This window comes from Salicibibacter cibi (assembly GCF_016495865.1).
In the GTDB taxonomy this organism is placed as follows: domain Bacteria; phylum Bacillota; class Bacilli; order Bacillales; family Marinococcaceae; genus Salicibibacter; species Salicibibacter cibi.
This window is the reverse complement of sequence record NZ_CP054706.1, coordinates 2,773,310-2,795,440: the sequence shown is the minus strand read 5'-3', so window position 1 is coordinate 2,795,440 and position 22,131 is coordinate 2,773,310. Positions and strand designations below refer to the sequence as shown.

26 protein-coding genes are annotated in these 22,131 nt (G+C 45.0%); 21 read left to right on the top strand and 5 right to left on the bottom strand.

The genetic code is table 11. The features are described 5' to 3' along the window. On the bottom strand, positions 1-987 hold the full coding sequence (locus HUG20_RS13945) for an extracellular solute-binding protein (RefSeq protein WP_200085250.1): 987 nt from the start codon (positions 985-987) through the stop codon (positions 1-3). Between the two features lie 551 nt (positions 988-1,538). Between HUG20_RS13945 and HUG20_RS13940 the strand changes: the two genes are divergently transcribed. From HUG20_RS13940 to HUG20_RS13900, 9 genes are all read left to right on the top strand, one after another. Then, positions 1,539-2,087, top strand: a complete 549-nt coding sequence (locus HUG20_RS13940) for a GbsR/MarR family transcriptional regulator (protein ID WP_200090528.1) — start codon at positions 1,539-1,541, stop codon at positions 2,085-2,087. After that, the gene (locus HUG20_RS13935) at positions 2,080-2,964 is read left to right on the top strand and encodes a beta-keto acid cleavage family enzyme (RefSeq protein WP_200085249.1); all 885 of its coding nucleotides are present in this window, start codon (positions 2,080-2,082) and stop codon (positions 2,962-2,964) included. Before HUG20_RS13940 ends, HUG20_RS13935 begins: the two co-directional genes overlap by 8 nt. Positions 2,965-2,975: 11 nt before the next feature. Then, on the top strand, positions 2,976-3,941 hold the full coding sequence (locus HUG20_RS13930; protein WP_200085248.1) for a 3-hydroxyacyl-CoA dehydrogenase NAD-binding domain-containing protein: 966 nt from the start codon (positions 2,976-2,978) through the stop codon (positions 3,939-3,941). Continuing rightward, positions 3,931-4,401, top strand: coding sequence for a thioesterase family protein (locus tag HUG20_RS13925; protein ID WP_200085247.1), 471 nt, complete (start codon positions 3,931-3,933; stop codon positions 4,399-4,401). The genes HUG20_RS13930 and HUG20_RS13925 overlap by 11 nt, the downstream gene beginning before the upstream one ends. Before the next feature lie 122 nt (positions 4,402-4,523). After that, on the top strand, positions 4,524-5,723 hold the full coding sequence (locus tag HUG20_RS13920) for an aminotransferase-like domain-containing protein (protein WP_200085246.1): 1,200 nt from the start codon (positions 4,524-4,526) through the stop codon (positions 5,721-5,723). A gap of 203 nt (positions 5,724-5,926) precedes the next feature. Then, entirely contained in the window at positions 5,927-6,145 is a 219-nt protein-coding gene (locus HUG20_RS13915; RefSeq protein WP_200085245.1) for a hypothetical protein, read from the top strand. A gap of 280 nt (positions 6,146-6,425) precedes the next feature. Beyond that, positions 6,426-6,791, top strand: a complete 366-nt coding sequence (locus tag HUG20_RS20005) for a transposase (RefSeq protein WP_200085244.1) — start codon at positions 6,426-6,428, stop codon at positions 6,789-6,791. Positions 6,792-7,111: 320 nt separating this feature from the next. Beyond that, complete coding sequence (locus tag HUG20_RS13905) at positions 7,112-7,249, top strand: lmo0937 family membrane protein (RefSeq protein WP_200085243.1); 138 nt, start codon at positions 7,112-7,114, stop codon at positions 7,247-7,249. A 66-nt stretch (positions 7,250-7,315) separates the two neighbouring features. Further along, entirely contained in the window at positions 7,316-8,062 is a 747-nt protein-coding gene (locus HUG20_RS13900; protein ID WP_200085242.1) for a YwaF family protein, read from the top strand. Here HUG20_RS13900 and HUG20_RS20110 read toward each other — a convergent pair. Continuing rightward, the gene (locus tag HUG20_RS20110; protein ID WP_484593353.1) at positions 8,008-8,397 is read right to left on the bottom strand and encodes a YhjD family protein; all 390 of its coding nucleotides are present in this window, start codon (positions 8,395-8,397) and stop codon (positions 8,008-8,010) included. The two genes, HUG20_RS13900 and HUG20_RS20110, sit on opposite strands and share 55 nt — an antisense overlap. A gap of 184 nt (positions 8,398-8,581) precedes the next feature. Here HUG20_RS20110 and HUG20_RS13895 point away from each other — a divergent pair, with 184 nt between their 5' ends. The 6 genes from HUG20_RS13895 to nfsA all read left to right on the top strand — a co-directional run bounded on the left by HUG20_RS13895 (position 8,582) and on the right by nfsA (position 13,009). After that, a complete protein-coding gene (locus tag HUG20_RS13895; RefSeq protein ID WP_246476422.1) occupies positions 8,582-8,896 on the top strand; it encodes an IDEAL domain-containing protein in 315 nt (104 codons plus the stop codon). A 482-nt stretch (positions 8,897-9,378) separates the two neighbouring features. Continuing rightward, positions 9,379-9,630, top strand: coding sequence for a DUF3923 family protein (locus HUG20_RS13890; protein ID WP_200085240.1), 252 nt, complete (start codon positions 9,379-9,381; stop codon positions 9,628-9,630). 373 nt (positions 9,631-10,003) lie between these two features. Then, the gene (locus HUG20_RS19590; protein ID WP_281392424.1) at positions 10,004-10,135 is read left to right on the top strand and encodes a hypothetical protein; all 132 of its coding nucleotides are present in this window, start codon (positions 10,004-10,006) and stop codon (positions 10,133-10,135) included. A 158-nt stretch (positions 10,136-10,293) separates the two neighbouring features. Next, positions 10,294-10,824: a dCTP deaminase gene (gene dcd / locus HUG20_RS13885; RefSeq protein WP_200085239.1), complete on the top strand. Its 531-nt coding sequence runs from the start codon at positions 10,294-10,296 to the stop codon at positions 10,822-10,824. 42 nt (positions 10,825-10,866) lie between these two features. Next, a complete protein-coding gene (gene allB, locus HUG20_RS13880; protein WP_200085238.1) occupies positions 10,867-12,276 on the top strand; it encodes an allantoinase AllB in 1,410 nt (469 codons plus the stop codon). Then, positions 12,266-13,009, top strand: a complete 744-nt coding sequence (gene nfsA / locus HUG20_RS13875; RefSeq protein WP_200085237.1) for an oxygen-insensitive NADPH nitroreductase — start codon at positions 12,266-12,268, stop codon at positions 13,007-13,009. The genes allB and nfsA overlap by 11 nt, the downstream gene beginning before the upstream one ends. A gap of 322 nt (positions 13,010-13,331) precedes the next feature. On the opposite strand, the gene HUG20_RS13870 is transcribed toward nfsA, so the two are convergent. Further along, complete coding sequence (locus HUG20_RS13870) at positions 13,332-13,775, bottom strand: DUF948 domain-containing protein (RefSeq protein WP_200085236.1); 444 nt, start codon at positions 13,773-13,775, stop codon at positions 13,332-13,334. Positions 13,776-14,003: 228 nt separating this feature from the next. Further along, a complete protein-coding gene (locus HUG20_RS13865) occupies positions 14,004-14,282 on the bottom strand; it encodes a 4a-hydroxytetrahydrobiopterin dehydratase (RefSeq protein ID WP_200085235.1) in 279 nt (92 codons plus the stop codon). 317 nt (positions 14,283-14,599) lie between these two features. Here HUG20_RS13865 and accC point away from each other — a divergent pair, with 317 nt between their 5' ends. The 4 genes from accC to HUG20_RS13845 are packed head-to-tail and all read left to right on the top strand — an operon-like array spanning position 14,600 to position 17,984. Beyond that, positions 14,600-15,940: an acetyl-CoA carboxylase biotin carboxylase subunit gene (gene accC / locus HUG20_RS13860; protein WP_200085234.1), complete on the top strand. Its 1,341-nt coding sequence runs from the start codon at positions 14,600-14,602 to the stop codon at positions 15,938-15,940. A 35-nt stretch (positions 15,941-15,975) separates the two neighbouring features. Next, the gene (accB, locus tag HUG20_RS13855; protein ID WP_200085233.1) at positions 15,976-16,458 is read left to right on the top strand and encodes an acetyl-CoA carboxylase biotin carboxyl carrier protein; all 483 of its coding nucleotides are present in this window, start codon (positions 15,976-15,978) and stop codon (positions 16,456-16,458) included. A gap of 24 nt (positions 16,459-16,482) precedes the next feature. Then, on the top strand, positions 16,483-17,073 hold the full coding sequence (locus HUG20_RS13850) for an NAD(P)H-dependent oxidoreductase (RefSeq protein ID WP_200085232.1): 591 nt from the start codon (positions 16,483-16,485) through the stop codon (positions 17,071-17,073). Positions 17,074-17,075: 2 nt separating this feature from the next. Further along, complete coding sequence (locus tag HUG20_RS13845) at positions 17,076-17,984, top strand: fumarylacetoacetate hydrolase family protein (RefSeq protein WP_246476421.1); 909 nt, start codon at positions 17,076-17,078, stop codon at positions 17,982-17,984. Between the two features lie 59 nt (positions 17,985-18,043). Here the strand turns inward: HUG20_RS13845 and HUG20_RS13840 are convergent, their stop codons facing one another. Continuing rightward, a complete protein-coding gene (locus tag HUG20_RS13840; RefSeq protein WP_200085231.1) occupies positions 18,044-19,237 on the bottom strand; it encodes a KamA family radical SAM protein in 1,194 nt (397 codons plus the stop codon). Between the two features lie 497 nt (positions 19,238-19,734). Between HUG20_RS13840 and HUG20_RS13835 the strand changes: the two genes are divergently transcribed. Further along, positions 19,735-21,114, top strand: a complete 1,380-nt coding sequence (locus tag HUG20_RS13835; RefSeq protein ID WP_200085230.1) for an aspartate aminotransferase family protein — start codon at positions 19,735-19,737, stop codon at positions 21,112-21,114. A gap of 169 nt (positions 21,115-21,283) precedes the next feature. Beyond that, positions 21,284-22,111: a MurR/RpiR family transcriptional regulator gene (locus HUG20_RS13830; protein WP_425504122.1), complete on the top strand. Its 828-nt coding sequence runs from the start codon at positions 21,284-21,286 to the stop codon at positions 22,109-22,111. Positions 22,112-22,131 lie beyond the last annotated feature (20 nt).

Sequence of the window (22,131 nt, the reverse complement as noted above, 5' to 3'; positions counted from 1 at the left end):
TTATCTATTATGAAATCTATCTTCCCATTCACTCGTTACGCGCTCTCTGTTCTCGGTTGCCCATACTGCATCATAATCGATAAAACTTTCCTCCAATTCTTTACTGTCCGTAATACCTGGCTTGGTAACCATGGATCGCAGTTCAGCATTCTTCTCCATAAATTCATCTGTAGCCATATAGTCAACTACTTTTTGAGCATCTTCTAATTTATCTGTTCCTTCATAAATCCATGTTGTATCCAAATTGTAGCCTACTCCTTCTTCCGGAATAATACTTTCAACTGGATAGCCTTGTTCGATAAAATCAGAGATCGGTTGGTCCCAATCAATTCCAATCGCATATTCTCCTTGAGAAACCCTTAATGATGCATCAGAACCAGATTGTGAGTAATCCACAACATTCTCATCAAGTTCTTCTAAATATTCCCATCCTTCTTCTTCACCAAACAGCTGTAAAATAGAGGACACGAACAAGTAGGCAGTTCCTGTGCTGGCAGGACTTGGTGCAATAATTTCATCTTCATATTGCGGATCTAACAGATCTTCCCAAGACTCTGGAACATCCAACCCTTTTTCTTCTAATAAATCCTTATTAACAATAATCTCGTTGTACCAGAAAGAAGTGCCAAACCATTTTCCATCTTCATCCTTATATTGTTCGGGAATGTCTTCCCAACTTTCGGATAGATATGGTTCAACGAAATCTTCTTTCTCAGCCATAAGTGCATAACTTTCCATCATACCAATTTGCATATCAGCACCAAAGTGTGGAGCTTCTGACTCTGCTCGACTCCAAGATTCACCTGTGGACATATTCAGAAATTCCATCTCTACTCCAGTTGCGTCTTCAATATCAGTTGCAATTTCATCCATTTCTTCTGTTGTATTTGTTGTATAAACTTGCAAAGGTTCTTCACCTGAACCACAAGCAGTTATTACAGTTAAAAGGAATGTAACTATAAATACATAGGAAATACACTTTTTCAAAATAATTCTCCTCTCGTTATAAAGTTATTTAAAGGAAGCTGTAAAGAGTGCTATAAGCAATTTTTAGTTAAAATAATCCTTGCTTAATCATTAAAATTTCTTCTTTTCATATTTGTTTACTTTTCTCAATCAATTAAGTGATAAATAATTTTTGGGTTATCGACCTGTTCAATTATCCACTGTCCTAATTCTTTATGGGGCAATGACATGTTGTTATTGCAACGAGCGAAATTTCATCGAATGCCTCCGTTCCTGTTGGATAGCTGTCTGTTTAAACTGTTTTTAAGTATAGTTAATTTACTCGAAAAAATAAAAAGGCGGGAGGAGTGTTTTTATCGTGAAATTTATGCAATTTATACTTTATAAGTTTTCGCGAATATATATATCGTACAATTTCAGGTTTTTTCTCTTTATATATACCAAGTTTGAATTTTTATTTTTGATGAAAACCATGCTAAAGTGTCTTGTAGTACTGAAAAAGAGGGGAGTTTGCTGTGCAAGGTCGACTATCAAATGAAGAGATATTGGAGGAAGTTAAACAGGCAGAACAAATGATTGCGGACCGAATCGCAGACAATATGGATACATTTGGAGTGTCTTCGACTGTTGGACGCTTACTTGGAATTATCTATATGAACCGCGACGCCATGACACTCGACGAACTGGCAGACCGTACCGGGATGAGCAAGACACGAATGAGCCAAGTGATGCGGCAGATGATGGCGCTCAATATTGCGGAGAAGGAATTTATAAAAGGAAGCCGGAAAGAGCATTATGCGGTAGAAAATGACTATGCACGAACATTCATTTCACTTTTTACAACGAATTGGAAAGAGGTTGTCAGCAAAAACATGGCTCTGGAAAGACGCTTGCGTGACCGGATTACGAAGCTTGAGAATTCCTCGGAAGCGGAACCGAGCAAGGAAGCAGAGGAGAGAATCTTAGCGTTAAAGCAAGAACTTGATGATTGGTCCGCTTACTACAACTGGATTCAACGATTGGTTGATTTTTTTGAGAGTGGTGAAATTTTTGAGGCTGTGCCAGTGCATGAGACCGACTCTACCAATAAAAATCAACAAGGAGGTACTTTGAATGACTGAAAAAACGATCATTACATCTGCAGTGACAGGAGCGGGGGACACAACAGAGAAAAGTCCTCATGTTCCTGTCACGCCAAAGGAAATCGCGGAAGCTGCGATCGAATCTGCAAAAGCAGGGGCGGCGATCGCCCATATTCATGTGCGTGATCCGGAAACAGGGAGTTTGAGTCATGATCCGGAACTGTTTCGGGAGGTTGTAGAGCGTATACGCGAATCGGATACGGATGTGATCATTAATATCACCGCAGGTGGCGGTGGAGATTTCGTTCCTGATCTTGAAAATCCCACCCAAGGAGGGCAGGGGACGGATATCCAGACGCCAAAAGAACGTCACGAACCTGTAGGAGCATTGCTTCCGGAAATTTGTACATTGGATTGCGGAAGTTTGAATTTCGGTGATCAAGTCTATCTTGGACCGGCTGGGTGGTTGCGTGAACATGCGGTGATGATCCGGGAAAGTGGTGTGAAGCCAGAATTGGAGATATTTGACACGGGACAGATCCGTATGGCCAACCAACTCATTCAAGAAGGATTAATCGATGGGGACGCCATGTACCAATTCTGCCTAGGAATTCCTTGGGGTGCAGCGGCAGATGCAGAGACGATTAATTATTTGCGTAATCGTATCGTCGAAGGAGCAAGTTGGTCTGCTTTCGGCATCGGGCGTTTGCAATTGCCGATGGTTGCTCAGTCCGCCCTCCTCGGTGGAAATGTGCGCGTGGGTTTGGAAGATAACCTGTATCTCGAAAAAGGTGTGCTGGGGACCAACGCCCAATTGGTGGATAAGGCTGTTGATGTTCTTCAGAGTTTAAGCATAGAGCCCATGACTCCGGGCGAAGCACGGGACGCCTTGAATCTTCGGACGTTTGAAAAATAGAGAGGTGCTTTATGAAACAAAAAACAATGGCTGTCGTGGGGACAGGCGTAATCGGGAACGGGTGGATTGCTCGTTTTATCGCCAACGGGCACAAAGTTCTTGCTTTTGATCCAGCGGCCGGGGCAGAAGAGAAAACACGGGAGTTACTGGATGAAGTCTGGCCAACGCTTATCGCTCACGGGGTTGCCGATCAAGCTTCCATTGAGAATGTGACCTTCACTAAAACATTGGAAGAAGCGGTTCAACACGCGGATCTCATCCAGGAAAATGTACCGGAACGGGAAGACGTAAAGAAAAAAGTGCTGGCACAGATTGATGCGGCAGCACCTGCTTCGGCTATTATCGCATCAAGTACGTCAGGATATAAGCCTTCTGTCCTGCAAAAAACTTGTGCGCATCATCCGGAAAGAGTGATTGTCGCGCACCCTTTTAATCCTGTTTATTTAATTCCGCTCGTAGAGCTGGCAGGAGGAGAGGAGACGGAGCGCTTGATTTTAGAAAAGGCATATGGGTTTTACGATGAATTAAATATGAAACCGCTCGTCATGTCTGGGGAAATTGACGGTCATATCGGTGATCGATTAATGGAAGCCCTTTGGCGGGAAAGTCTTCATATCGTCAATGACGGTGTAGCAACGACAGAAGAAGTGGATAAAGCGATTGTTTATGGTCCGGGTCTTCGCTGGGCGCTTATGGGCCCGTTTTTGACGCTTCATCTCGCCGGCGGGGAAAAAGGAATGGCGCACATGTTGGAACAGTTCGGTCCCGCGCTCAAACTCCCGTGGACCCGGCTTGTGGCTCCTGAGTTAACGGAAGAACTAAGTCGGAAAGTGATTGAAGGTACGAGTGATCAAAGCGATGGCAAAAGTGTGCAAGAAATGGAACAGCGACGTGATCGTTTTCTCATTAAACTGATGCAATTGTTGGAAGAAGAAGGGTTCTGGCCTTCGGAAAGGATGACGCCCCATGACAGCTAAAGAGGTCTGGCACGGTGAAGTTCGCTCTGATTGGGTTGATTACAACGGTCATATGAATGATGCAGCCTATGCGCAGGTATTTAGTACAGCTTTGGATGCCCTTATGGAATACATTGGCCTAGATGAAAAAGGCAGGTTCGAAGAAGCCTATACGATTTTCACGTTGGAGACGCAACTCAAGTATTTAGCAGAGGCATACGAAGGTCAAAAGCTGAGTGTCTTTGTGCAGCTACTCGATGTAGATGCCAAACGCATGCATCTCTGGTTTGTCATGAAAAATGATCAAGACGATACGATCGCCACGAGTGAACAAATGACCATGGGAATGGAGCATGAATTAGGCCGACCCGCCCCTTTTCCAAAAAAAGTAAACGAAGCGGTTGGCAAGTTACCTCTTCTTGAAAGAGATGATTGGCCCGACGCGGCTAATCAACCTATGGGTATTAGAAGGAAGCAATAATGATCGTTTACAAGGGCTCGGTGTAGAAACATCGGGTTTTTTCTGTGTTTGTTCATTGACTTTTCCGGCAAATACGCTAAAATTGAAGGAATTTATTTTTATTTGAAAGAGTGATGATTACAATGAAATATGCCTTTGCCCAACGCGTTCGTCACTTGCAGTCATCTGCCGTGCGTGACATTTTAAAAGTTGTTAATCAAGGAGATGTGATCTCATTTGCCGGCGGCTTGCCCGATGATGACCTTTTTCCGGTGGAAGCGATCGAGGATGCGTTTTCGCGTGCGTTGGCGAAGGGGAAAAAAGCCATGCAATATGGGGAAACCGAAGGTTACTTTCCCTTGCGTGAAGTTATCATCGAACGGATGGAAAAGAAAGAGATCACCAGTTTTACACCGGAGCATGTGTTATTGACAACCGGTTCGCAGCAAGCGATTGATTTATTTTCACGCGTGATGATTGGTCCCGGGGATGTAATTTTCACGGAAGAACCGACGTACTTGGCAGCATTGCAAGTCTTTCAATCTTATGAAGCAAAAATCGTGCCGGTGCGTTGTGATGAAAACGGAATGGACATGGATGATTTACAGGAAAAAGTGAAAGCATTTAAGCCGAAGGTCGTATATGTTGTCCCGACGTTTTCGAATCCTGCTGGGCGGATTTGGTCGCTGGAACGGCGCAAACAGCTCGTTCGTGTAGCCCATAATCACAATATCCTAATTTTTGAAGACGATCCGTATGGAGATATTCAGTTTACGCACGGGGGCTATACACCGATGGCGGCGCTCGATAATGGTACGCATGTTGTCTATACAAGCACCTTTTCAAAGACGGCCGTTCCCGCTTTGCGTACGGGGTGGATTGTCGGGCCGTACCAGGTGATCCGCGTGATGTCCCAGGCAAAACAGGCGAATGACCTGCATTCAAATTCACTGGCTCATCAAGCATTATATGAACTGTGCCAGCATTTTGACCTGGACAGCCATATTCAGGACATAAGCCGATTGTACGCCCATCGCAAGGATGTGATGGTTCATGCATTGCGGCGCTCCGAAAGTTGCACGCTGGACTTCGTTGAACCGGAAGGTGGCATGTTTCTTTGGCTGGAAGTCGATCCTCGCATAAACACGGAAGCGCTCTTGAATGAAGCCGTTAAGCGGGGGATTGCCTATGTGCCCGGGGTTCCTTTTTACGTGGAGACGCCGCGCTATAATACGCTGCGTTTGAATTTCACCCATGCCACCGATGACCAAATAGATTTTGGGATGAAAAAATTGACCGAACTCTTTACGGAAGTGGAGGAACAGGCATTAAAAAGCGTATAATCAGGCTGCCCGCGGAGAATGGACAAAATAACCCTAATAATCATTGCGCTTTCCTAATATACTTGTAGCATTCGGGGGCAAGGGGAGGGAGTTCGTTGTCATGATTCTTATATAAAAAGAGCTACAAAACACGAAATAGGGACTGCTGAATAACGGAAAAAGACTGGCACATAAGCATTTTCCGTTGCTGTTGTCAAAACTGGATGCAAGGAAATCCATCCTATAAGCAAAAAACCCTTGCACTTCTGGCAACGCACGGAGGGACGGTGCTGCAATGGCGAGACTCCAGCGGAAAAACGGACGTTTCAAGCCCCCGCAGCGCCTTTAGCGAGGAGGCTTGCCCGTTCGTCCGCGGAAAGCGAAGCCATGGAAGCGGCATCCCGGTTTCAGCTGATAGCTGCAAGTTGTTCAGCATTCCCTAAATAACTTATACCATTCTTGCCGATATAACAAATGAGGTGAGGATTTTGAGTTATGATTGGCAAGGAAACGAGCGAGTAAAGCAAAGAAGTTGTTAAAGGGGACTGGTTCGTTAGTATCAATTGTGAAGTCGCTGACACTAACGATTATTCAGTATCACATCTTGAGCCTATTGGGATTGATCTAAGGATAAAAACATTGGCGACGATAAGCAACGCGAAAACGTACAAGAATATCAATAAAAGTGATAAGATGCGCAAGATCGAGAAATGATGTCGTCGGTTGCAACGTATTGTTTCTCGAAAATATGAAACGAATAAGGAGGGGGACCGTTACCGAAAAACACGCAACATTATAAAAACCGAAAAAGAGATCATAAAGCTACGAACACGTTTAAATAACATTCGGAAAGATTACATTCACAAAATGACGAGTGAGATCGCGAGAACCAAACCATCTCACATCGTGATTGAGGATTTAAATGTCAAAGGAATGTTAAAGAAGAAGGAAACCACCGATCCTGCAATGACTAACGTTACGTTGAAAAAGATAACGCTAATAAGTAGGGTGAGTTACATCCGAATTTACGCCCTCAGAGTGTTATATCAAATGGGAGTAGTATTCTTCATACAAAATCGGACACGTTGAACAGGGAAGAAAACAGAGAATCTCTTTTTTCAGAGGCTCTTCACCAAAATCTATGGCTGACAAACTAGGGGCAATTATGGTTGGTAGTGACCGCTACGGAAAAACCCTACGCTTTCCGTGGGCCCCGAGCTCAGCCTCCTCGGAAAAAAAGACGTTCGCTTTTTTCCTGCGGGGTCTTCGCCCTGCGCTTTCCCACAGGAGTCTACGTGTTTTTCCTTCGCTCGCTAGTGGTATTACCATATTTAATCACGAATACCAACCATTGATTTTAGTGTTGACTCTTTACAGATTTTTATAAGTTTTTCGTAACGGAGACGCAAATGTTATGGACGATCATTGCCGTGTTGATTGTGCTTTGGCTGCTCGGGTTTATCGGCGGGACAGGCGGGCTTATTCACCTTCTGCTTGTGATTGCGCTTATCGTTCTCGTTTTCCAAATGATCACAGGGCGGCGTTAAAAAAGGTGACCTTCGGCGTCTGCAACATTTCTTGCAGGCGCGTTTTCACCAAGGAGGGAGATTTGTATGTGGTGGTGGGCGTATACCCACGACGGACCGGGGTTTACCATGTTCGGGCCGGCGCATATGGGAGTGATCGTTTCATTACTTCTCGCGTGCGTGTTAATTGTGTTGGCAAGAAACTGGTTCCAAGGGTCAATTAGAAAGCAAAATCTCTTTCGCTTTGGCTGCGTTGCGATTTTCATTGCCGGGGAAGTGCTTTTGCAGATCTGGTACATAGATGCAAGTGCTTGGGATCCGTCATTCGCGTTGCCGTTGCATTTAAGCAGCATCGCATGGATCGCGGCGATTTTCATGTTGTTGACTCGCAACCAAACGTGGTTTGAAATCACGTTTTTCGTAGGCGCCGGCAGTGCATTTTTAACCATTGTGACGCCGGATGTCGGCAACTATGGCTTTCCTCATTTTCGCTTTTTTCATTTTTTTATTACCCATGCCCTTGTAATCGTAGTTGTTGTCTATATGATGGCGGTGGAAAACATGCAGCTTCGTTTTCGGTCGGTTTTCCGCGTATGGTTGTATTTAAACGGTTATGCGGCGTGCATGTTCATCTTTAATCTGTGGGTGGACGGGAATTACATGTATTTAATGGAAAAACCGCCGGGTCCTTCCCCATTTGATTGGTTTGGCCCTTGGCCGTATTATATTTTCGCATTGCAAGTAGTGGCGCTTTTTGTATTTATCGGGATGTACGGTTTTTATTGGTGGTTTTTCCGTAAATTCCCTTCTTCCGTAAACAAACGATCACCTTGAAGATAACGGGTCATACACCGTCCCGTTTGTCTTTTTAAATGGGCATTTACATAGCGGTTCTGACCTTCGTAACGGTTGCATAGATAACCGTAAGTGGAAAATGTCTCATCGACATCGATAGATAGACGCGGATGCTTCGTTGTTTTTGCACGCGTTTGAGTTGCTGAAGGTCGTTCTGAAGAGAAGCGAGCGCTGTTTGAACGATGGCCATGTAGGGAGTTTTTGATGTGCATGTTTTGTTGCAGGGTGCCCTTGGTCTTTTTCGAATGTTTTTTCACCAACGGCAAAATCAGGGCGTAATGGATGAAGGTGAGGTCGGTTTTACGTACGAACATGTTTTTTCGGAAAATGCAACGTCAGTATATCGAATAAACATTCGTACATTCAAGAGGGAACTTTTGCAAAATGTTTTAGGAAAGGGTTTAAATGTGCAGCCAGGCGGGTATTGAACTAAAAATAAGTGAAATGTATTGGCCGCGGTCGAATTATACCTGTATGAGGAAATCAGGGGGGATAGTAATGGCAGCGTCAACATATGAACATGAACTGTTTGAAAAGTTGAAAATGATTCGAAAAGGATATCGGGCGCCCAGGCAAGTGGTGCAATCGCTTTATGCCCGTATGATGTTGGAATATTCCGTTTATACGTTTACTAAAGAACGTTATAAACGGTTAATTGATGAAGCGCTGGATGCGAAAGATGAGGAACGTTTCCGCGCGCTAAGTAACGAATATAGCGAATGGTGTGCCCGTTACCAATCCGGGTGTACGATTTCCGAGCATGGTTACGAGATGGAATGTAACTTTGAAGACAAAACCGACATCGACAGCTGAGGCTGTCGATGTTTTACTTAAACTTTCGAGATAAAGCCAAGTTTTCTAATAAAAAGGAACCTGTTGATATTCGAAACAGGAGAGGTTCTTTTTTCTTTTGCTTTTCTTTTGGCTCTTCACCAAAATCTATGGCTGACAAACTAGGGGCAATTATGATTGGTAGTGACCGCTACGGAAAAACACGACGCTTTCCGTGGGCCCCGAGCTCAGCCTCCTCGGAAAAAAAGAAGTTCGCTTTTTTCCTGCGGGGTCTTCGCCCTGCGCTTTCCCACAGGAGTCTGCGTGTTTTTCCTTCGCTCGCTAGTGGTGTCACCATATTTAATCACGAATATCAACCATTGATTTTAGTGTTGACCCTTTCTTTTAGCTGCCTTTATACTATTCTTTATAGCTGACATCATTAGTTGAGGCATTATTCTTGAATTGAACGTGTTAATGCCGGATGGCTTGTATTTTACTTTGTTCATAAAGAGGTGTGTCTGATGAAATTCGCTTGGATTGCTTGGTGGATCGTAAATGCTTTTTGGTTAACCTTATTTGCAGTAGGATCGTTTTTTTTAGCACAAAGAGACGTAGATGCGACTGGTGCAGTTCAAACGCCTGGAATCATTATGTTAAGCATTTTGACTTTGGCAATGGCTTTTGTCATCCCTTTGCTCATTCAACTTGGTTGGTTAGTTGCAATGTTAGTTGTAAAAAACAAAAAAAATAAAGAAATGACGGTTCAGGAATAGGGGATGGGACGGAATGTAAAAGTGAAAATCAATGTGTACAAATGGCATAATTAACATAGAAAGCTTATAAGTGCATGCTATAATAGCGACCGCCCATGCTACTACATGGAACGGTCGCAATAGACTGATCCCCCGACAAGAGGGGGGTAGCGCAGACAATAAATCCTTTACGCCCCTGCTAAAGTGCAGTGCACGACATGTCCATCGGCATACATAGCCTTTCCGGGAACTTTCCCTATAATTAAGGACTGCTGAATAACGGAAAAAGACTGACACATAAGCATTTTCCGTTGCTGTTGTCAAAGCTGGATGCAAGGAAATCCATCCTATAAGCAAAAAAACCCTTGCACTTCTGGCAATGTACGGAGGGACGGTGCTGCAATGGCGAGACTCCAGCGGAAAAACGGACGCGTCAAGCCCCCGCAGCGCCGGTTTTGCGCGAGGAGGCTTGACCGTTCGTCCGCGGAAAGCGAAGCCATGGAAGCGGCATCCCGGCTTCAACTAATATATGTAAGTTGTTCAGCAATCCCTAATTAACATGCTCAATATCTTGGTTTCCCCATTCCTGGGCACCCTCGCATCCCCTTTTAAGCCTAACCGGTTGGCGAGCGCTGTCGAATCAGGTATACTTGAACTATGAAAAAGCGTTCAGGAGGAAGCCCTTTGATATTATCAGATACCACGATTAAAGCGATGTTGGCGCGTGATGAACTTTTGATTGAGCCTGTCACCGATGTGCAAATCCAACCCGCGTCCGTTGATATCCGACTCGGAAGCCATTATTTAAAGATTGATGAAAATGCGATCGAATCAATTGCGCTCGACACCCCGGCGCAATATGTCGAATTTGAAGCGGAGGAGGTCATTATCCCCCCGAATTCTTTTCTGCTCGCGACGACCAATGAGTACATAAAACTGCCGGAAAATCTAACCGCATTTGTGGAAGGCCGTAGCTCGATCGGCCGCATGGGATTGTTTATCCAAAACGCCGGCTGGGTTGATCCCGGCTTTGAAGGCGAGATCACTCTGGAACTCTTTAACGCCAACCGTTTACCGATTCGTTTAATCTCCGGCCGTAGAATTGCCCAACTCGTTTTTGCCCGTATGGACCAACAAGCAACCGCCCCTTACAATGGAAAATATCAAAAACAACGCTACGCAGTGGGAAGCCGCATTTATGATGATATTGATTAAGCTGTTCCCGCATTGGGAATGGCTTTTTGGAGTTGATAATGGATGTACGACGTTAAAATAGAAAACGGCCAGCTCGTAACAAGTCGAGAGATATATTCGGGAACGGTTCTTATCCAAGATGGGAAAATTGCCGCGGTGAAAGCTCCGGGGGCAAAGGATGAAGCCCGCGAGGTCATTGACGCTGCCGGGAAACACGTCCTTCCGGGACTAATTGATACACATGTCCATTCCCGTGACCCTGGCCCGACACATAAAGAAGATTTTTCTACCTCTACGCGTGCGGCCGCTGCCGGCGGAATCACGACGGTCTTTGAGATGCCGAATACGACACCGCCGGTGCGAGATGAGATTTCTTTTGACGGACAGGTAGACAATTTACAAAATAAAGCAGCGGTCAATTTCGGCCTTTGGGGTATTTGCCTCGGTCCTTTGAACAGAGCCGATTTTATGGACATGCATCGCAGAGGGGTCATCGGTTTTAAGTATTTCTGGGGATACGGCATCCACCGGGAGACCTTTCAACTGCTTTACAATGTCAGTGAGGCAGACGACCAAGTCATCCAGCCTTACGATGACGGTGAAGTGTACGCGATGATGAAAGAAGTAGCCAAAACCGGACAATTATTCGCGGTTCATGCGGAAAATCACGAACTGATTCGCCGACTCGGCGAGGAGAAAGACCCGGAAGATGAGTCATATCAAGCATTGTTGGCTTCAAGGCCGGGGCTTGCCGAACAACTTACCGTGGAAACGGGTATTACGCTTGCTAAAGCGGCCGATGTTCATTTTCATGTTTTGCATGTATCTGCGGCGGAAAGTGTAGCGGCCGTACGGCGCGCACAAGCGGCAGGGCAACGTGTGAGCGTGGAAACGTGCCCCCACTATTTATTTTTGAGTGACGAAGATTTCGAGACGGTTGGCAAGGACATGAAAATTTTCCCACTTGTTAAAACTGCTGCAGACCAAAAAGCAATTTGGGAAGGCGTCAATGACGGAACGATCACCGTTGTTTGTTCCGATCATGCGCCGCATACCGAAGAAGAAAAATACGAGGGAAAATTAAGCGAGATTCCCGCGGGCATGTGTGGGGTCGAGACGATTGTGCCGCTCATGCTTAACGCGGTCAGTGAAGGGAAACTGACGCTCAACCGTCTTGTGGCACTGCTGGCGGAAAATCCTGCGCACCTGTACGGGATTGCCGATCAAAAAGGAACGTTTACTCCCGGAAGCGACGGCGATATTACGATCGTAGATATGGAAAAGATGGGGACTATCCGTAAAGAAGCGCTGCATAGCAAAAGTAAAATCAGTGCTTACGATGGACGTTCGGTGAAAGGTTGGCCCGTTCGCACCATTGTTGGAGGAATAACCATCATGCAAGACGGGGAAATTGTGCATGATCAGAAAGAAGGAAAACTTGTGACACCTGGAGGGAGACATCATGGATCATAAAAATACACGCGATCTTATTCAAGCGCACCAATCTATACGTAAGTTTAAAGATACGGAGGTTTCTGAAAACATTGTGACGAATTTGGTGGAATCTGCTCGCTGGGCGCCAACGTCCCACCATGTGCAAGCGTACACGATCATCCGCGTTCGGGACCGAGAAAAAAGAAATGCCATTTCGGAAGTGGCCGCCAATCAAAAGTACGTGCGCGAGAGTCCGTTATTTCTCGTATTTGTAGCGGATTGGCATAAGCATGTCATCACTAGCGAAAAAATGAATGCCGATTATCAGTTGGAAGAAACGGAAAATGTACTCGTCGGCGCGGTCGATGTGGCGCTAGCTGCCGAGAATGTTTTGCTTACGGCCCGTTCCTACGGCTTGGGCGGCGTAATGATCGGCGGTGTCCGTAACGATTTGCACCGTGTGGCGGATGTGCTTGAACTTCCGAAGCATACGTTTCCGGTGATGGGACTTTGCCTCGGCTATCCGGATCAAGATCCCGGGCAAAAGCCGCGTTTTCCGAAGCCGATGATTTTACACGAAGATCGTTATGAGGCGGATCGTTATCACGAAGGGCTGGACGAATACGAACGCGTGACAAGCGAATACTATGACAAACGGACGAATGGAAAGAAAACCGATGGTTGGGGGGCAAACATGGTCAATTATCTTGGCAATCCCCGACGCCAGCATGTGACCACATTTTTAAAAGATCAAGGCTTTACGTTGAAATAACAGGTTTAACATTGGGCAGGAAGTGGAAGATATAAACAACACCCCCTGTTTTTATTGTGAAGATAAGGGCACGCCCAGCGGTTGTCCTTATCTTTTTTTGGCATACCAGAAAGTATAAATCAACTTTCTTATATGTTTTCGCCATAAAAGCTTGGCGAAAAGCCAAGTTTTCTATATAGCACTGAATATCGTTCAAATTCGGCATGATCAGTTGTTACTAAAGCTTCATGGAGCCTGAAACCGAGTAGCTCAACTGATTACGGACGTCATGAATGATCCCTTTCATACAAACAGAAAAAAAGAGTGTAGCATTGCGAAATGTCTACACTCGGCCTAAAATGTTATTCATTTTTTGGTTGCGTTTTTGATTTAAAAAATACATAAATGCTGCCAGACCGTAAAAGCCGCTCAGCCCTTTTTGATGCGAGGTTTCTGTCGCTTCTTGTGATTGACTTTTCATCGATTCGGTTATATCCACGAGCGAGGATGACAACTTGCGGGAAGCTTCGCCTGCATCACCGATCATGTCAAAGAAAGGGTTCAAATTGGCCACTTTTTCATTGACATCCAAAATCGTTTCATTTGTATTGTGGAGAACTGTTCCCGTCTCTCTCGTAATTTCATCCAACTGATCGGGAAGTTTTCCGATTGTGACTTCTGTTTTGGAAAGCACATTTGCCAAGTTTCCGAGGGTTTTTGCCAAGAAAACGACGAGAACCGCAAATGCGATCGCGAAAATTAAAGCTGCAATTCCAAGTAAATCCATTTTTTCATCGCTCCTTCAGGTTAAGGGGTTTCACTTTGATTATCTACGATATCCAAAAATTTAGCAAGATAATCACCAATTAATGGAAAAAGACGGTGTGCGCGAGGATAAATCCGGGAGGAAGGGCCAACAAGGCAGCCGTGCCGAGAGCGCCAGCCCTTCGCCGTGCGATTTCCGCGATTCTTTTAGGCAACTTGCGGTTTGTGTGCCACACGTGCCTATTCTCGTTTAAATGTGACCACTTTTTAATAAATTGTCGGAAGCGTTAGCGGCAGCAATGTCTTTTTCCGTGAGTGCTCCTTGGTCCACGGTCGTCCATTGCACGGTGACATTTGTATGGTCAATGGTCACATGAGGATGATGCTGAACGCCTTCCGCATAGACCGCAATTTTATTCACAAAAGAAATTCCTTCAAAATAACTGTCAAAGGAAAAACGTTTCTGTATTTTCTCTCCTTCCAATGACCAACCTGTCAATTCTTGGGCTTTTGCTTTTACGTCGTTCATAATCGTTCACCTCCATTTAATTTCCTTATTATCTATTCCTGTTTCGGGTAGGACTCAAACCCTTCTTTGTCCAATTTTGCCGGAAAAGAAAAAATCAATTGCGTCTTCTCTCTGTCCCTTTGACAATATATGCATGTTCCATTTGGTATTTTGAATGTGAAAACACCTGCTGAAGACGATGGAACGATGGTAAACATTGACGGTCGATACGTTTTTATTTAAAATTTAGAAGGATAGGCATACATAAGTGCAACGAAGGCTTTCGCCATAAAAGCTTGGCGAAAAGCCGAGTTTTCTAATAAAGGAGACACTCCAGCATGATTAATAAGGTTTTAATCGCCAATCGCGGTGAAATTGCCGTTCGCATCATCCGGTCCTGCCGTGAACTGAACATCGAAACGGTCGCTGTTTATTCAGAAGCGGATCAGGAATCTTTGCATGTGCTTATCGCTGATGAAGCCTATTGCATCGGTCCGAATGCCGCGGCAGAAAGTTATTTGAACAAAACAAATCTGATCGCAGCCGCGACGAAAACGGGCGTAGATGCGATTCATCCCGGCTATGGTTTTTTAGCGGAGAATGCAGCATTCGCTGACATTTGTGCGGATCATGGCCTTACATTTATTGGGCCGTCTGCGGAAGCGATTAATAAAATGGGTGCCAAGTCACAAGCGCGCGAAACGATGCACGAGGCAGGGGTTCCGATCGTGCCCGGAAGTGACGGGCTGATTGAAGATGAAAAAGAAGCTCTTAAAACGGCAAAAGAAATTGGATACCCCATTATCATAAAAGCGACAGCCGGCGGTGGCGGAAAGGGCATGCGTGTTGTATACGATGCCGATGAATTGATTCGTTCCATTACGATGGCACGTCAAGAAGCAGAAACCAATTTCGGAGACGCAGGCGTTTACTTAGAAAAATTTATCGAGGAACCTCGACATATTGAAATCCAAATCATGGGCGATCGGTTTGGGAATATCATCCATTACGGTGAACGGGATTGTTCCATCCAGCGTCGTCATCAGAAGCTAGTGGAAGAAGCCCCGTCACCGGCGATTGATACGGATGTCCGCAAGCAGATGGGAGAAGCGGCCATACAAGCAGCAAAAGCAGTGAACTATGTCGGTGCCGGAACCGTTGAATTTTTACTTGATAAACATCATCGTTTTTATTTTATGGAGATGAACACTCGTATACAGGTGGAACATCCGGTTACAGAAGAAGTGACGGGTGTGGATCTCATTAAAGAGCAAATCCTGGTTGGCGGTGGACATCCTTTATCCATCGAGCAAGAAGAAGTTACCGTACGTGGCCATGCGATTGAATGCCGAATCAACGCTGAAAATCCAAGGAAAAATTTTCGGTCCTCCCCGGGAGAAGTTACGATGTATTTACCGCCGGGAGGTCCGGGTGTGCGCGTAGACAGTGCGGTTTACACAGGCTATACGATCACGCCTTATTATGATTCAATGGTCGCGAAATTAATTGTTTTTGCCCCGAACCGTGAAGAAGCGATTGCACGCATGAGACGCGCGCTAGTGGAATTTGTCGTGGAAGGTGTAGAGACAACGATTCCTTTCCATCTAGCGCTCATGGACAACGAAGCGTTTGCATCAGGGGACTTTGATACGACGTTTTTGGAAAAGGAGACAATCTAAACGATACATGTCCAAAGAAGGAGGAGGAAGTCATCATGTACAAAATCGAGGAAATTAAAGATTTAATTAAAGCGGTTGATGACTCGGGTATTTCCGAATTAGAGGTCACAGGCGAGGATAATGAGGGACTGGTCATCCGCAAAAAACCGGATGGAGTGATGCAACAAGTGGCAGTTCCAGCGACACAGGAAGCTGCACCGCCGGCTGAAAATGTACGGCCAGCAATGCAAGGGGGAGCCAATCAACAAGAATCACCATCGGCAGATCCGAATCTTGAACAAATCACTTCGCCAATGGTCGGTACTTTTTACCGCGCGCCTTCGCCGGATACCGATCCCTATGTTCAGCCCGGAGACCGAATCAATGAATCAAATGTGGTATGCATTGTAGAAGCGATGAAATTGATGAATGAAATTGAGGCGGAAATCGAAGGGGAAATCAAGGAGATTCTTGTCGAGAACGGGGAGCTCGTTGATTATGGACAACCATTATTTCTGGTTAAAAAGGGAACGGATTAACTGCTTCCAATAGGAGGCGAAAACATGCACTTGATCGTTTACATGCATCCGAGTAAAGATAGCTTTAATCATGCAATTTTGGCTACTTATCGCGAAGCTTTGAAAAAATCGGGGAAAGAAGTCGTGGTACGTGATTTGTACAGGCTTGGGTTCGATCCGCTGTTAACGCAAGCGGAGTATGAAAAATCATTGATGAATCGTTACGCAGATGATGTTGCAAAAGAGCAAGCATATGTGGAGCAAGCAGAAGAAATCACCTTACTATTTCCGGTTTGGTGGGGAGGCTTTCCGGCGATCGGGAAAGGCTATCTGGATCGCGTGCTCACGTATGGGTTTGCATTTGAACTGGAAAATGAACGACCAATTCCGAAAATGGCAGGCAAGCCGATTGGAATGATTTATACAACTGGCGCACCCTCTGACGTATGGGAAAAAGGCCAAAAGCAATGGATGGAACATTTATTTAAAACAGCAATCGCTGATTTTTGCGGATTTAGGCAAGTCCCGCCTTTGCATCTAGGACACGCGGTCCTTGCCGATGATAACGAAAGAGATTGTATGTTCGCATTAGTTCGTGCATACGCATATCAATTTCCATCTTTTAGGGAGAGGTAAACATGCTGCGATTACTTTCAATGGTATATAATAATAAAACACAGCTTGGGGTCGAACGCGAAGATGGCCAGCACATTTTAGTGCTTGAAGAAGCATTTCGAAAAATTTTCCCAAGTGTAGACTGCCCAGCTGATATGTTGGAAGCCATTCATCATGGAGATGCTTTCTTAAAAAACGCGGATAAAGTACTGGAACAGGCAAAAGCTATGCCCGACGAGAATTTTTGGGTGAAGCCTGCGATGGTTAAAAGGTGTGCACCAATTGCCAAAACGCCGAAGAATATTATGTGTGTAGGAAAAAATTATGCTGCCCATGCCATTGAACTTGGCAGTGATGCAGATATCCCTGACCATCCGCTTATTTTCACAAAACCGCATACAAGTATTGCCGGGCACGGGCAACCGATTAGCTTACAACGGGACGTAAGTGAACAAGTGGATTACGAAGGGGAAGTTGCTGTCGTTATTGGCCGCCAAGGGGCAAAGATCAAAAGGGAAGAAGCATGGGATTATGTATTCGGTATCACCTTGTTGAATGATCTCACAGCCAGGGATTTGCAAAGCAGGCATAAGCAGTTTTTTCTCGGTAAAGGATTAGATGGCTTTAGCCCTATCGGTCCAGTGATTGCAACAAATGTGAATGAGGCTGTGATCGCCGAACAACGGCTTATGACTAAGGTGAACGGAGAAGTCCGACAGTCTGCGCCGTTAACGGACATGATCTTTGATATCCCGGATTTAATTCATATTATTTCCCGGGGAATGACATTAGAACCAGGGGATATTATTGCAACCGGCACCCCTTCCGGCGTTGGCAAAGGGATGAGTCCTCCCCAATACTTACGTCCGGGAGACGATGTGTCGATTCATATGCCGTTAATTGGGACGCTGGAAAATAAAATGAGCGAATAAGATAACGAAAACCCGAGGGTAGGCTTTGAACAGCACCTTCGGGTTTTTCGATTTTTGACTTAGGACGTTGGTTGCTTGCGTGGAGCTCGCCGTTTGCCTTTTTGTGGCATGTCGGACATTTGATTGACAGATATGACTTCTTCTGTTTTTTTCTTCGGTGCTTCCCAGTAGGCTTCGTTTCCGGGGAGTTCGTCGAACCAACCGGCATCGTCGGGGCAATCCAGGATCATAAACTTTCCGTACTTTCCGTCTCGTGATTGATGGTATTTTAAATAGGCTTTTCCGTCTTCGATCGCCAAAATTTCAATCTTCCCGGATGTATGGCTCATAGATAGACGAATCCGTTTCCCGAGCCCGCTTGTACGCGCCTTTGCCTCTTCCACCGCTTCGTATGCCTCTTTAAGAGATAGCACAAAATCCGTATTTCCGGCAACGGGACGATTAATGAAGAAGTAATAAGGCGTCACACCTGCCCAGGATAGTTTATCGAGCAATTCGGCAAGATCGTCCGGGTTGTCATTAATCCCTTTTAATACAGGCGTTTGGTTCACGACTATAACACCTGCATCGTGAAGCGCTTGAAAGCCACGTTTTGCTTCGTCCGTGATTTCCCGCGGATGGTTAACGTGTGCCATGACATAAATCCGGTTATCCGGCGTGGAATACTCCCGGAATAAGTCAAGTAAAGCCTCGTCTTCATAAATGCGCATCGGGTTAAAAACCGGCAGCTTGGAACCGATTCGAATAATCTTTACATGAGGAATGGACCTTAGCTCTTCAATGATGTAGCGGAGTTTTTTCGTTGCGAGAATCAAGGGATCTCCGCCGGTAAGCAGCACATTGTTGATTTCTGGGTGGTTGCGAATATACTCAATCCCCGGATCAACATCGGACATCGCTTCTTTTACATCATTCCTGAACAAACGTTTACGGAAGCAATAACGGCAATAAGCTCCGCATACTTCGGAACAGATCAGCAAGGCTGTCGTTTCATATTTATGTTGGCAACCGGGAACGACATAGTTGGTATCTTCATCCGAAGCGTCCCAGCGTCCATATTCGGAAAGTTCATTTTCATTTGGAATCACTAAATTTTTAATCGGATCATTCGGGTCTTCCCAATTGATCAACCCTACGTAATATTCATTGACACGGAACACAAATTTTTCCGTTATTTCCTTTAATCGTTCTCTTTCTTCTTCAGGGATTTGCTCAATTTGGTCAATTTTTGTAATGTACTTTGGTTGAGCCATATGGAAACACTCCTTTCAAATTGAAAAATATGGGCTCATCTGTCAACGACAGTATAGCAGCTGCTTTTCGATAGGTCAAAAAAGAATTAAAAGATTCAAAAAACTAATATCAGTGAAAGATCCCCTTCATAAGACGTACACGCGATTGGATCGGACAAATTAGGGCATGGAATGGAAATAAGTATTGTAAAACGTTTAAATGACATCCCCACAAGAATAAGTCGAAAGCAAAATCAGTTTGCCGATCATTTAATTTCTCGGCATATCATCGACTCGCCAGTTACTCGTGTGCCGGAGTAGGACTATGAGGAATTCACGTTTAAAATTGGGAAAGTGCCGAATGCTGCTGTTTGTCCCTTTAAAATGAATGGTAAATTTCTTTTAAAGAATAAAATGAAACAAAAGGTTCACAAAATCTTGTCCTCTGTGTATAATGAAAGAAGTCATTCATATATTTAAAATGTGAAATGAATATTTTATCGGAGGAATTAAAGACGATGACAATGCAAAAAGTAGCACATCCTGACGAGGTTTACACAGAACGAACCGCACAGTCACTGGCGCATATGGAACGGGCACGGACGGTTATGCCGGGCGGGATGACCGCCAACATTAAACATTTCGCACCTTATCCAATTACGATCAACCGTGCAAACGGCAGTAAATTTTATGACGTTGATGGCAATGAATACATTGATTATTTAATGGGATATGGTGCATTAATTCTCGGGCACGCCCATCCCCACGTTCGCGAAGCGATCGTCCGCCAAATCGAAGAAGACGGTACGTGGCTATTCGGAACCCCTCATGATCGTGAAGTGACAATGGCGGCCCGTATTCAAAAACATTTTCCCTCCATGGAGCAAATACGCTATGCTAATTCCGGAACCGAAGCAAATTTATTAGCGATGCGTTTGGCGATGGCTCATACGAAAAAATATAAAATCGCGAAATTTGAAGGTCACTATCATGGTGCAATTGATTCCCTTCTTTTAAGCATTCATCCCTCGAAAAGCGATGCCGGCGATCAAGAAGACCCCCAGGCTGTCCCCGATTCGGGCGGAATGGCACCGAATGCTTCCGATGATACGATTATTCTTCCCTTTAACGACAGTAAAAGCTGTGCGCGTATTTTGGAGCAACATAAAGATGAACTGGCAGCTGTTATTATCGAACCAATGGAGGGCGGGATCATTGCGCCGAAATCCCAATTCCTTCAACAATTGCGAAAGCTCACCAAAAAAATTGGGGTTCTGCTCATTTTTGATGAAGTAAAAACGGCCTTTCGGTCGTCAATGGACGGCGTACAAGGACTTTATGATGTGACGCCGGACTTAACGACGATCGGAAAAGTTGTGGGCGGTGGATTTCCATTTGGAGTTGTCGGTGGAAAATCAGCAATTATGGAGCAAAGTTCACCGTTGAGTGGGACGGACGTTTTTGCCGGTGAAGGGAGCCAAACATCACAAAAGGCGTTGTTCCACAGTGGCACGTATAACGGACATCCGCTTATTTTGGCAGCGGGAATTGCGACCCTGGATGTCCTTGAGCAAGCGTATGATCCACTTGTCGCGCGAACCGATCGCTTTAGAGAGGAGCTTACCCACCTGTTTCAAAAACACGATATTCCCATGAAAACGGTTGGCAACGGGGCAATGTTTAGTGTACTATTAACGGAAAGACAGGAGATTAATCACTATCGGGACCTGCAAATGTGTGACCATGGCTCTAGAAAAAAATTGGACAAAGCACTATTTGAAGCAGGAGTGTACACCAAGCCGGGGAATCGCTATAGCCTCTCTGTCGTTCATGATGACGAGGTATTAACCAAAACCCTTGAGGCTTACGATCGTGTGATCCCGGAAGTGCTTCGTTAATAAAAGAATAAAAAACCTCCTGCTTCTTGCATTTTATAAAAATGTTTAATCTTGGTAAACGATTAAAGTATAAGTAAAACTAAGGCTTCCACTATAAGGGCTTGGTGGAAGCCAAGTTTTTCTAAGAAAGAGGGTGAGCATCGTGTCTCGGAATGATATCTATGAACAGATGATTGCCAAGCGGCAGGAGATGAGCAAATCTCAACGCAAAATCGCCAATTATTTGATCAGCCACCAGGAAACTGCGCCTTTTTTGACAGCTTCCAAACTTGCAAAAAATGTAGAAGTGGGTGAAGCGACCGTCGTACGCTTTGCCTTTTTTTTAAATTACGAAGGGTACCCGGATCTGCAAAGGCATATGCAGGAAGCGTTGCAACGCAAATGGACATCAGCGGAAGTGTTTGCGAGAACGACCGAGCGGGGAGATAAGCCCGAAGATACTGTTAGTGAAGTGTTGTCGGATGATATTAACAATTTGCAGCAAACGTTGCAGCAAATGGATAAGAAAGAATTCCAGGGTGCGGTCGAAGATATTATTGCCGCCGAGCGGATTTATATTGTTGCATATCGAAGCGCGACGAGTGTAGCACTCTTTTTGGAATTTTACTTGGATCTTGTTTTGCAAAATACGGAAATGGTTCGGTCCGCGGACGGGGTATCAGAGCATATCCTCGATATCGAAGAGAATGATCTGGTGATCGCTTTCGGGTTTTCACGATATACGAAACGGACCGTTGAAGTTTTGAAATACGTGAAACAAAAAGGAGCGAAAACGCTCGTGATCACCGATCATATGCTATCGCCCCTTACGCCATACGGAGATCGGAAACTGCTTGCCGTTACCGAAATAAATTCTTTTATTGATTCGTTTTCGGCGCCACAAAGCATTGTGAGTGCACTCATAACCGCAATTACTCGTTCCGAACAGGATAAGGTAGAGAAAAGACTCGAGCAACTCGAACATTTATGGGACGCATTTGATGTTTTTCAGGAATGAAAAAGCCAGCCCAATGTAAG

Excerpts from the sequence above, each read along its gene's own strand:
- HUG20_RS13940 (WP_200090528.1), top strand. The coding sequence starts at position 1,539 with ATGATTGCGGACCGAATCGCAGACAATATGGATACATTTGGAGTGTCT.
- HUG20_RS13935 (WP_200085249.1), top strand. The coding sequence starts at position 2,080 with ATGACTGAAAAAACGATCATTACATCTGCAGTGACAGGAGCGGGGGAC.
- HUG20_RS13930 (WP_200085248.1), top strand. The coding sequence starts at position 2,976 with ATGAAACAAAAAACAATGGCTGTCGTGGGGACAGGCGTAATCGGGAAC.
- HUG20_RS13925 (WP_200085247.1), top strand. The coding sequence starts at position 3,931 with ATGACAGCTAAAGAGGTCTGGCACGGTGAAGTTCGCTCTGATTGGGTT.
- HUG20_RS13920 (WP_200085246.1), top strand. The coding sequence starts at position 4,524 with ATGAAATATGCCTTTGCCCAACGCGTTCGTCACTTGCAGTCATCTGCC.
- HUG20_RS13915 (WP_200085245.1), top strand. The coding sequence starts at position 5,927 with ATGCAAGGAAATCCATCCTATAAGCAAAAAACCCTTGCACTTCTGGCA.
- HUG20_RS13905 (WP_200085243.1), top strand. The coding sequence starts at position 7,112 with ATGTTATGGACGATCATTGCCGTGTTGATTGTGCTTTGGCTGCTCGGG.
- HUG20_RS13900 (WP_200085242.1), top strand. The coding sequence starts at position 7,316 with ATGTGGTGGTGGGCGTATACCCACGACGGACCGGGGTTTACCATGTTC.
- HUG20_RS20110 (WP_484593353.1), bottom strand. The coding sequence starts at position 8,397 with ATGTTCGTACGTAAAACCGACCTCACCTTCATCCATTACGCCCTGATT.
- HUG20_RS13895 (WP_246476422.1), top strand. The coding sequence starts at position 8,582 with ATGGCAGCGTCAACATATGAACATGAACTGTTTGAAAAGTTGAAAATG.
- HUG20_RS13890 (WP_200085240.1), top strand. The coding sequence starts at position 9,379 with ATGAAATTCGCTTGGATTGCTTGGTGGATCGTAAATGCTTTTTGGTTA.
- allB (WP_200085238.1), top strand. The coding sequence starts at position 10,867 with ATGTACGACGTTAAAATAGAAAACGGCCAGCTCGTAACAAGTCGAGAG.
- nfsA (WP_200085237.1), top strand. The coding sequence starts at position 12,266 with ATGGATCATAAAAATACACGCGATCTTATTCAAGCGCACCAATCTATA.
- HUG20_RS13870 (WP_200085236.1), bottom strand. The coding sequence starts at position 13,775 with ATGGATTTACTTGGAATTGCAGCTTTAATTTTCGCGATCGCATTTGCG.
- HUG20_RS13865 (WP_200085235.1), bottom strand. The coding sequence starts at position 14,282 with ATGAACGACGTAAAAGCAAAAGCCCAAGAATTGACAGGTTGGTCATTG.
- accC (WP_200085234.1), top strand. The coding sequence starts at position 14,600 with ATGATTAATAAGGTTTTAATCGCCAATCGCGGTGAAATTGCCGTTCGC.
- accB (WP_200085233.1), top strand. The coding sequence starts at position 15,976 with ATGTACAAAATCGAGGAAATTAAAGATTTAATTAAAGCGGTTGATGAC.
- HUG20_RS13850 (WP_200085232.1), top strand. The coding sequence starts at position 16,483 with ATGCACTTGATCGTTTACATGCATCCGAGTAAAGATAGCTTTAATCAT.
- HUG20_RS13845 (WP_246476421.1), top strand. The coding sequence starts at position 17,076 with ATGCTGCGATTACTTTCAATGGTATATAATAATAAAACACAGCTTGGG.
- HUG20_RS13840 (WP_200085231.1), bottom strand. The coding sequence starts at position 19,237 with ATGGCTCAACCAAAGTACATTACAAAAATTGACCAAATTGAGCAAATC.
- HUG20_RS13835 (WP_200085230.1), top strand. The coding sequence starts at position 19,735 with ATGACAATGCAAAAAGTAGCACATCCTGACGAGGTTTACACAGAACGA.
- HUG20_RS13830 (WP_425504122.1), top strand. The coding sequence starts at position 21,284 with ATGATTGCCAAGCGGCAGGAGATGAGCAAATCTCAACGCAAAATCGCC.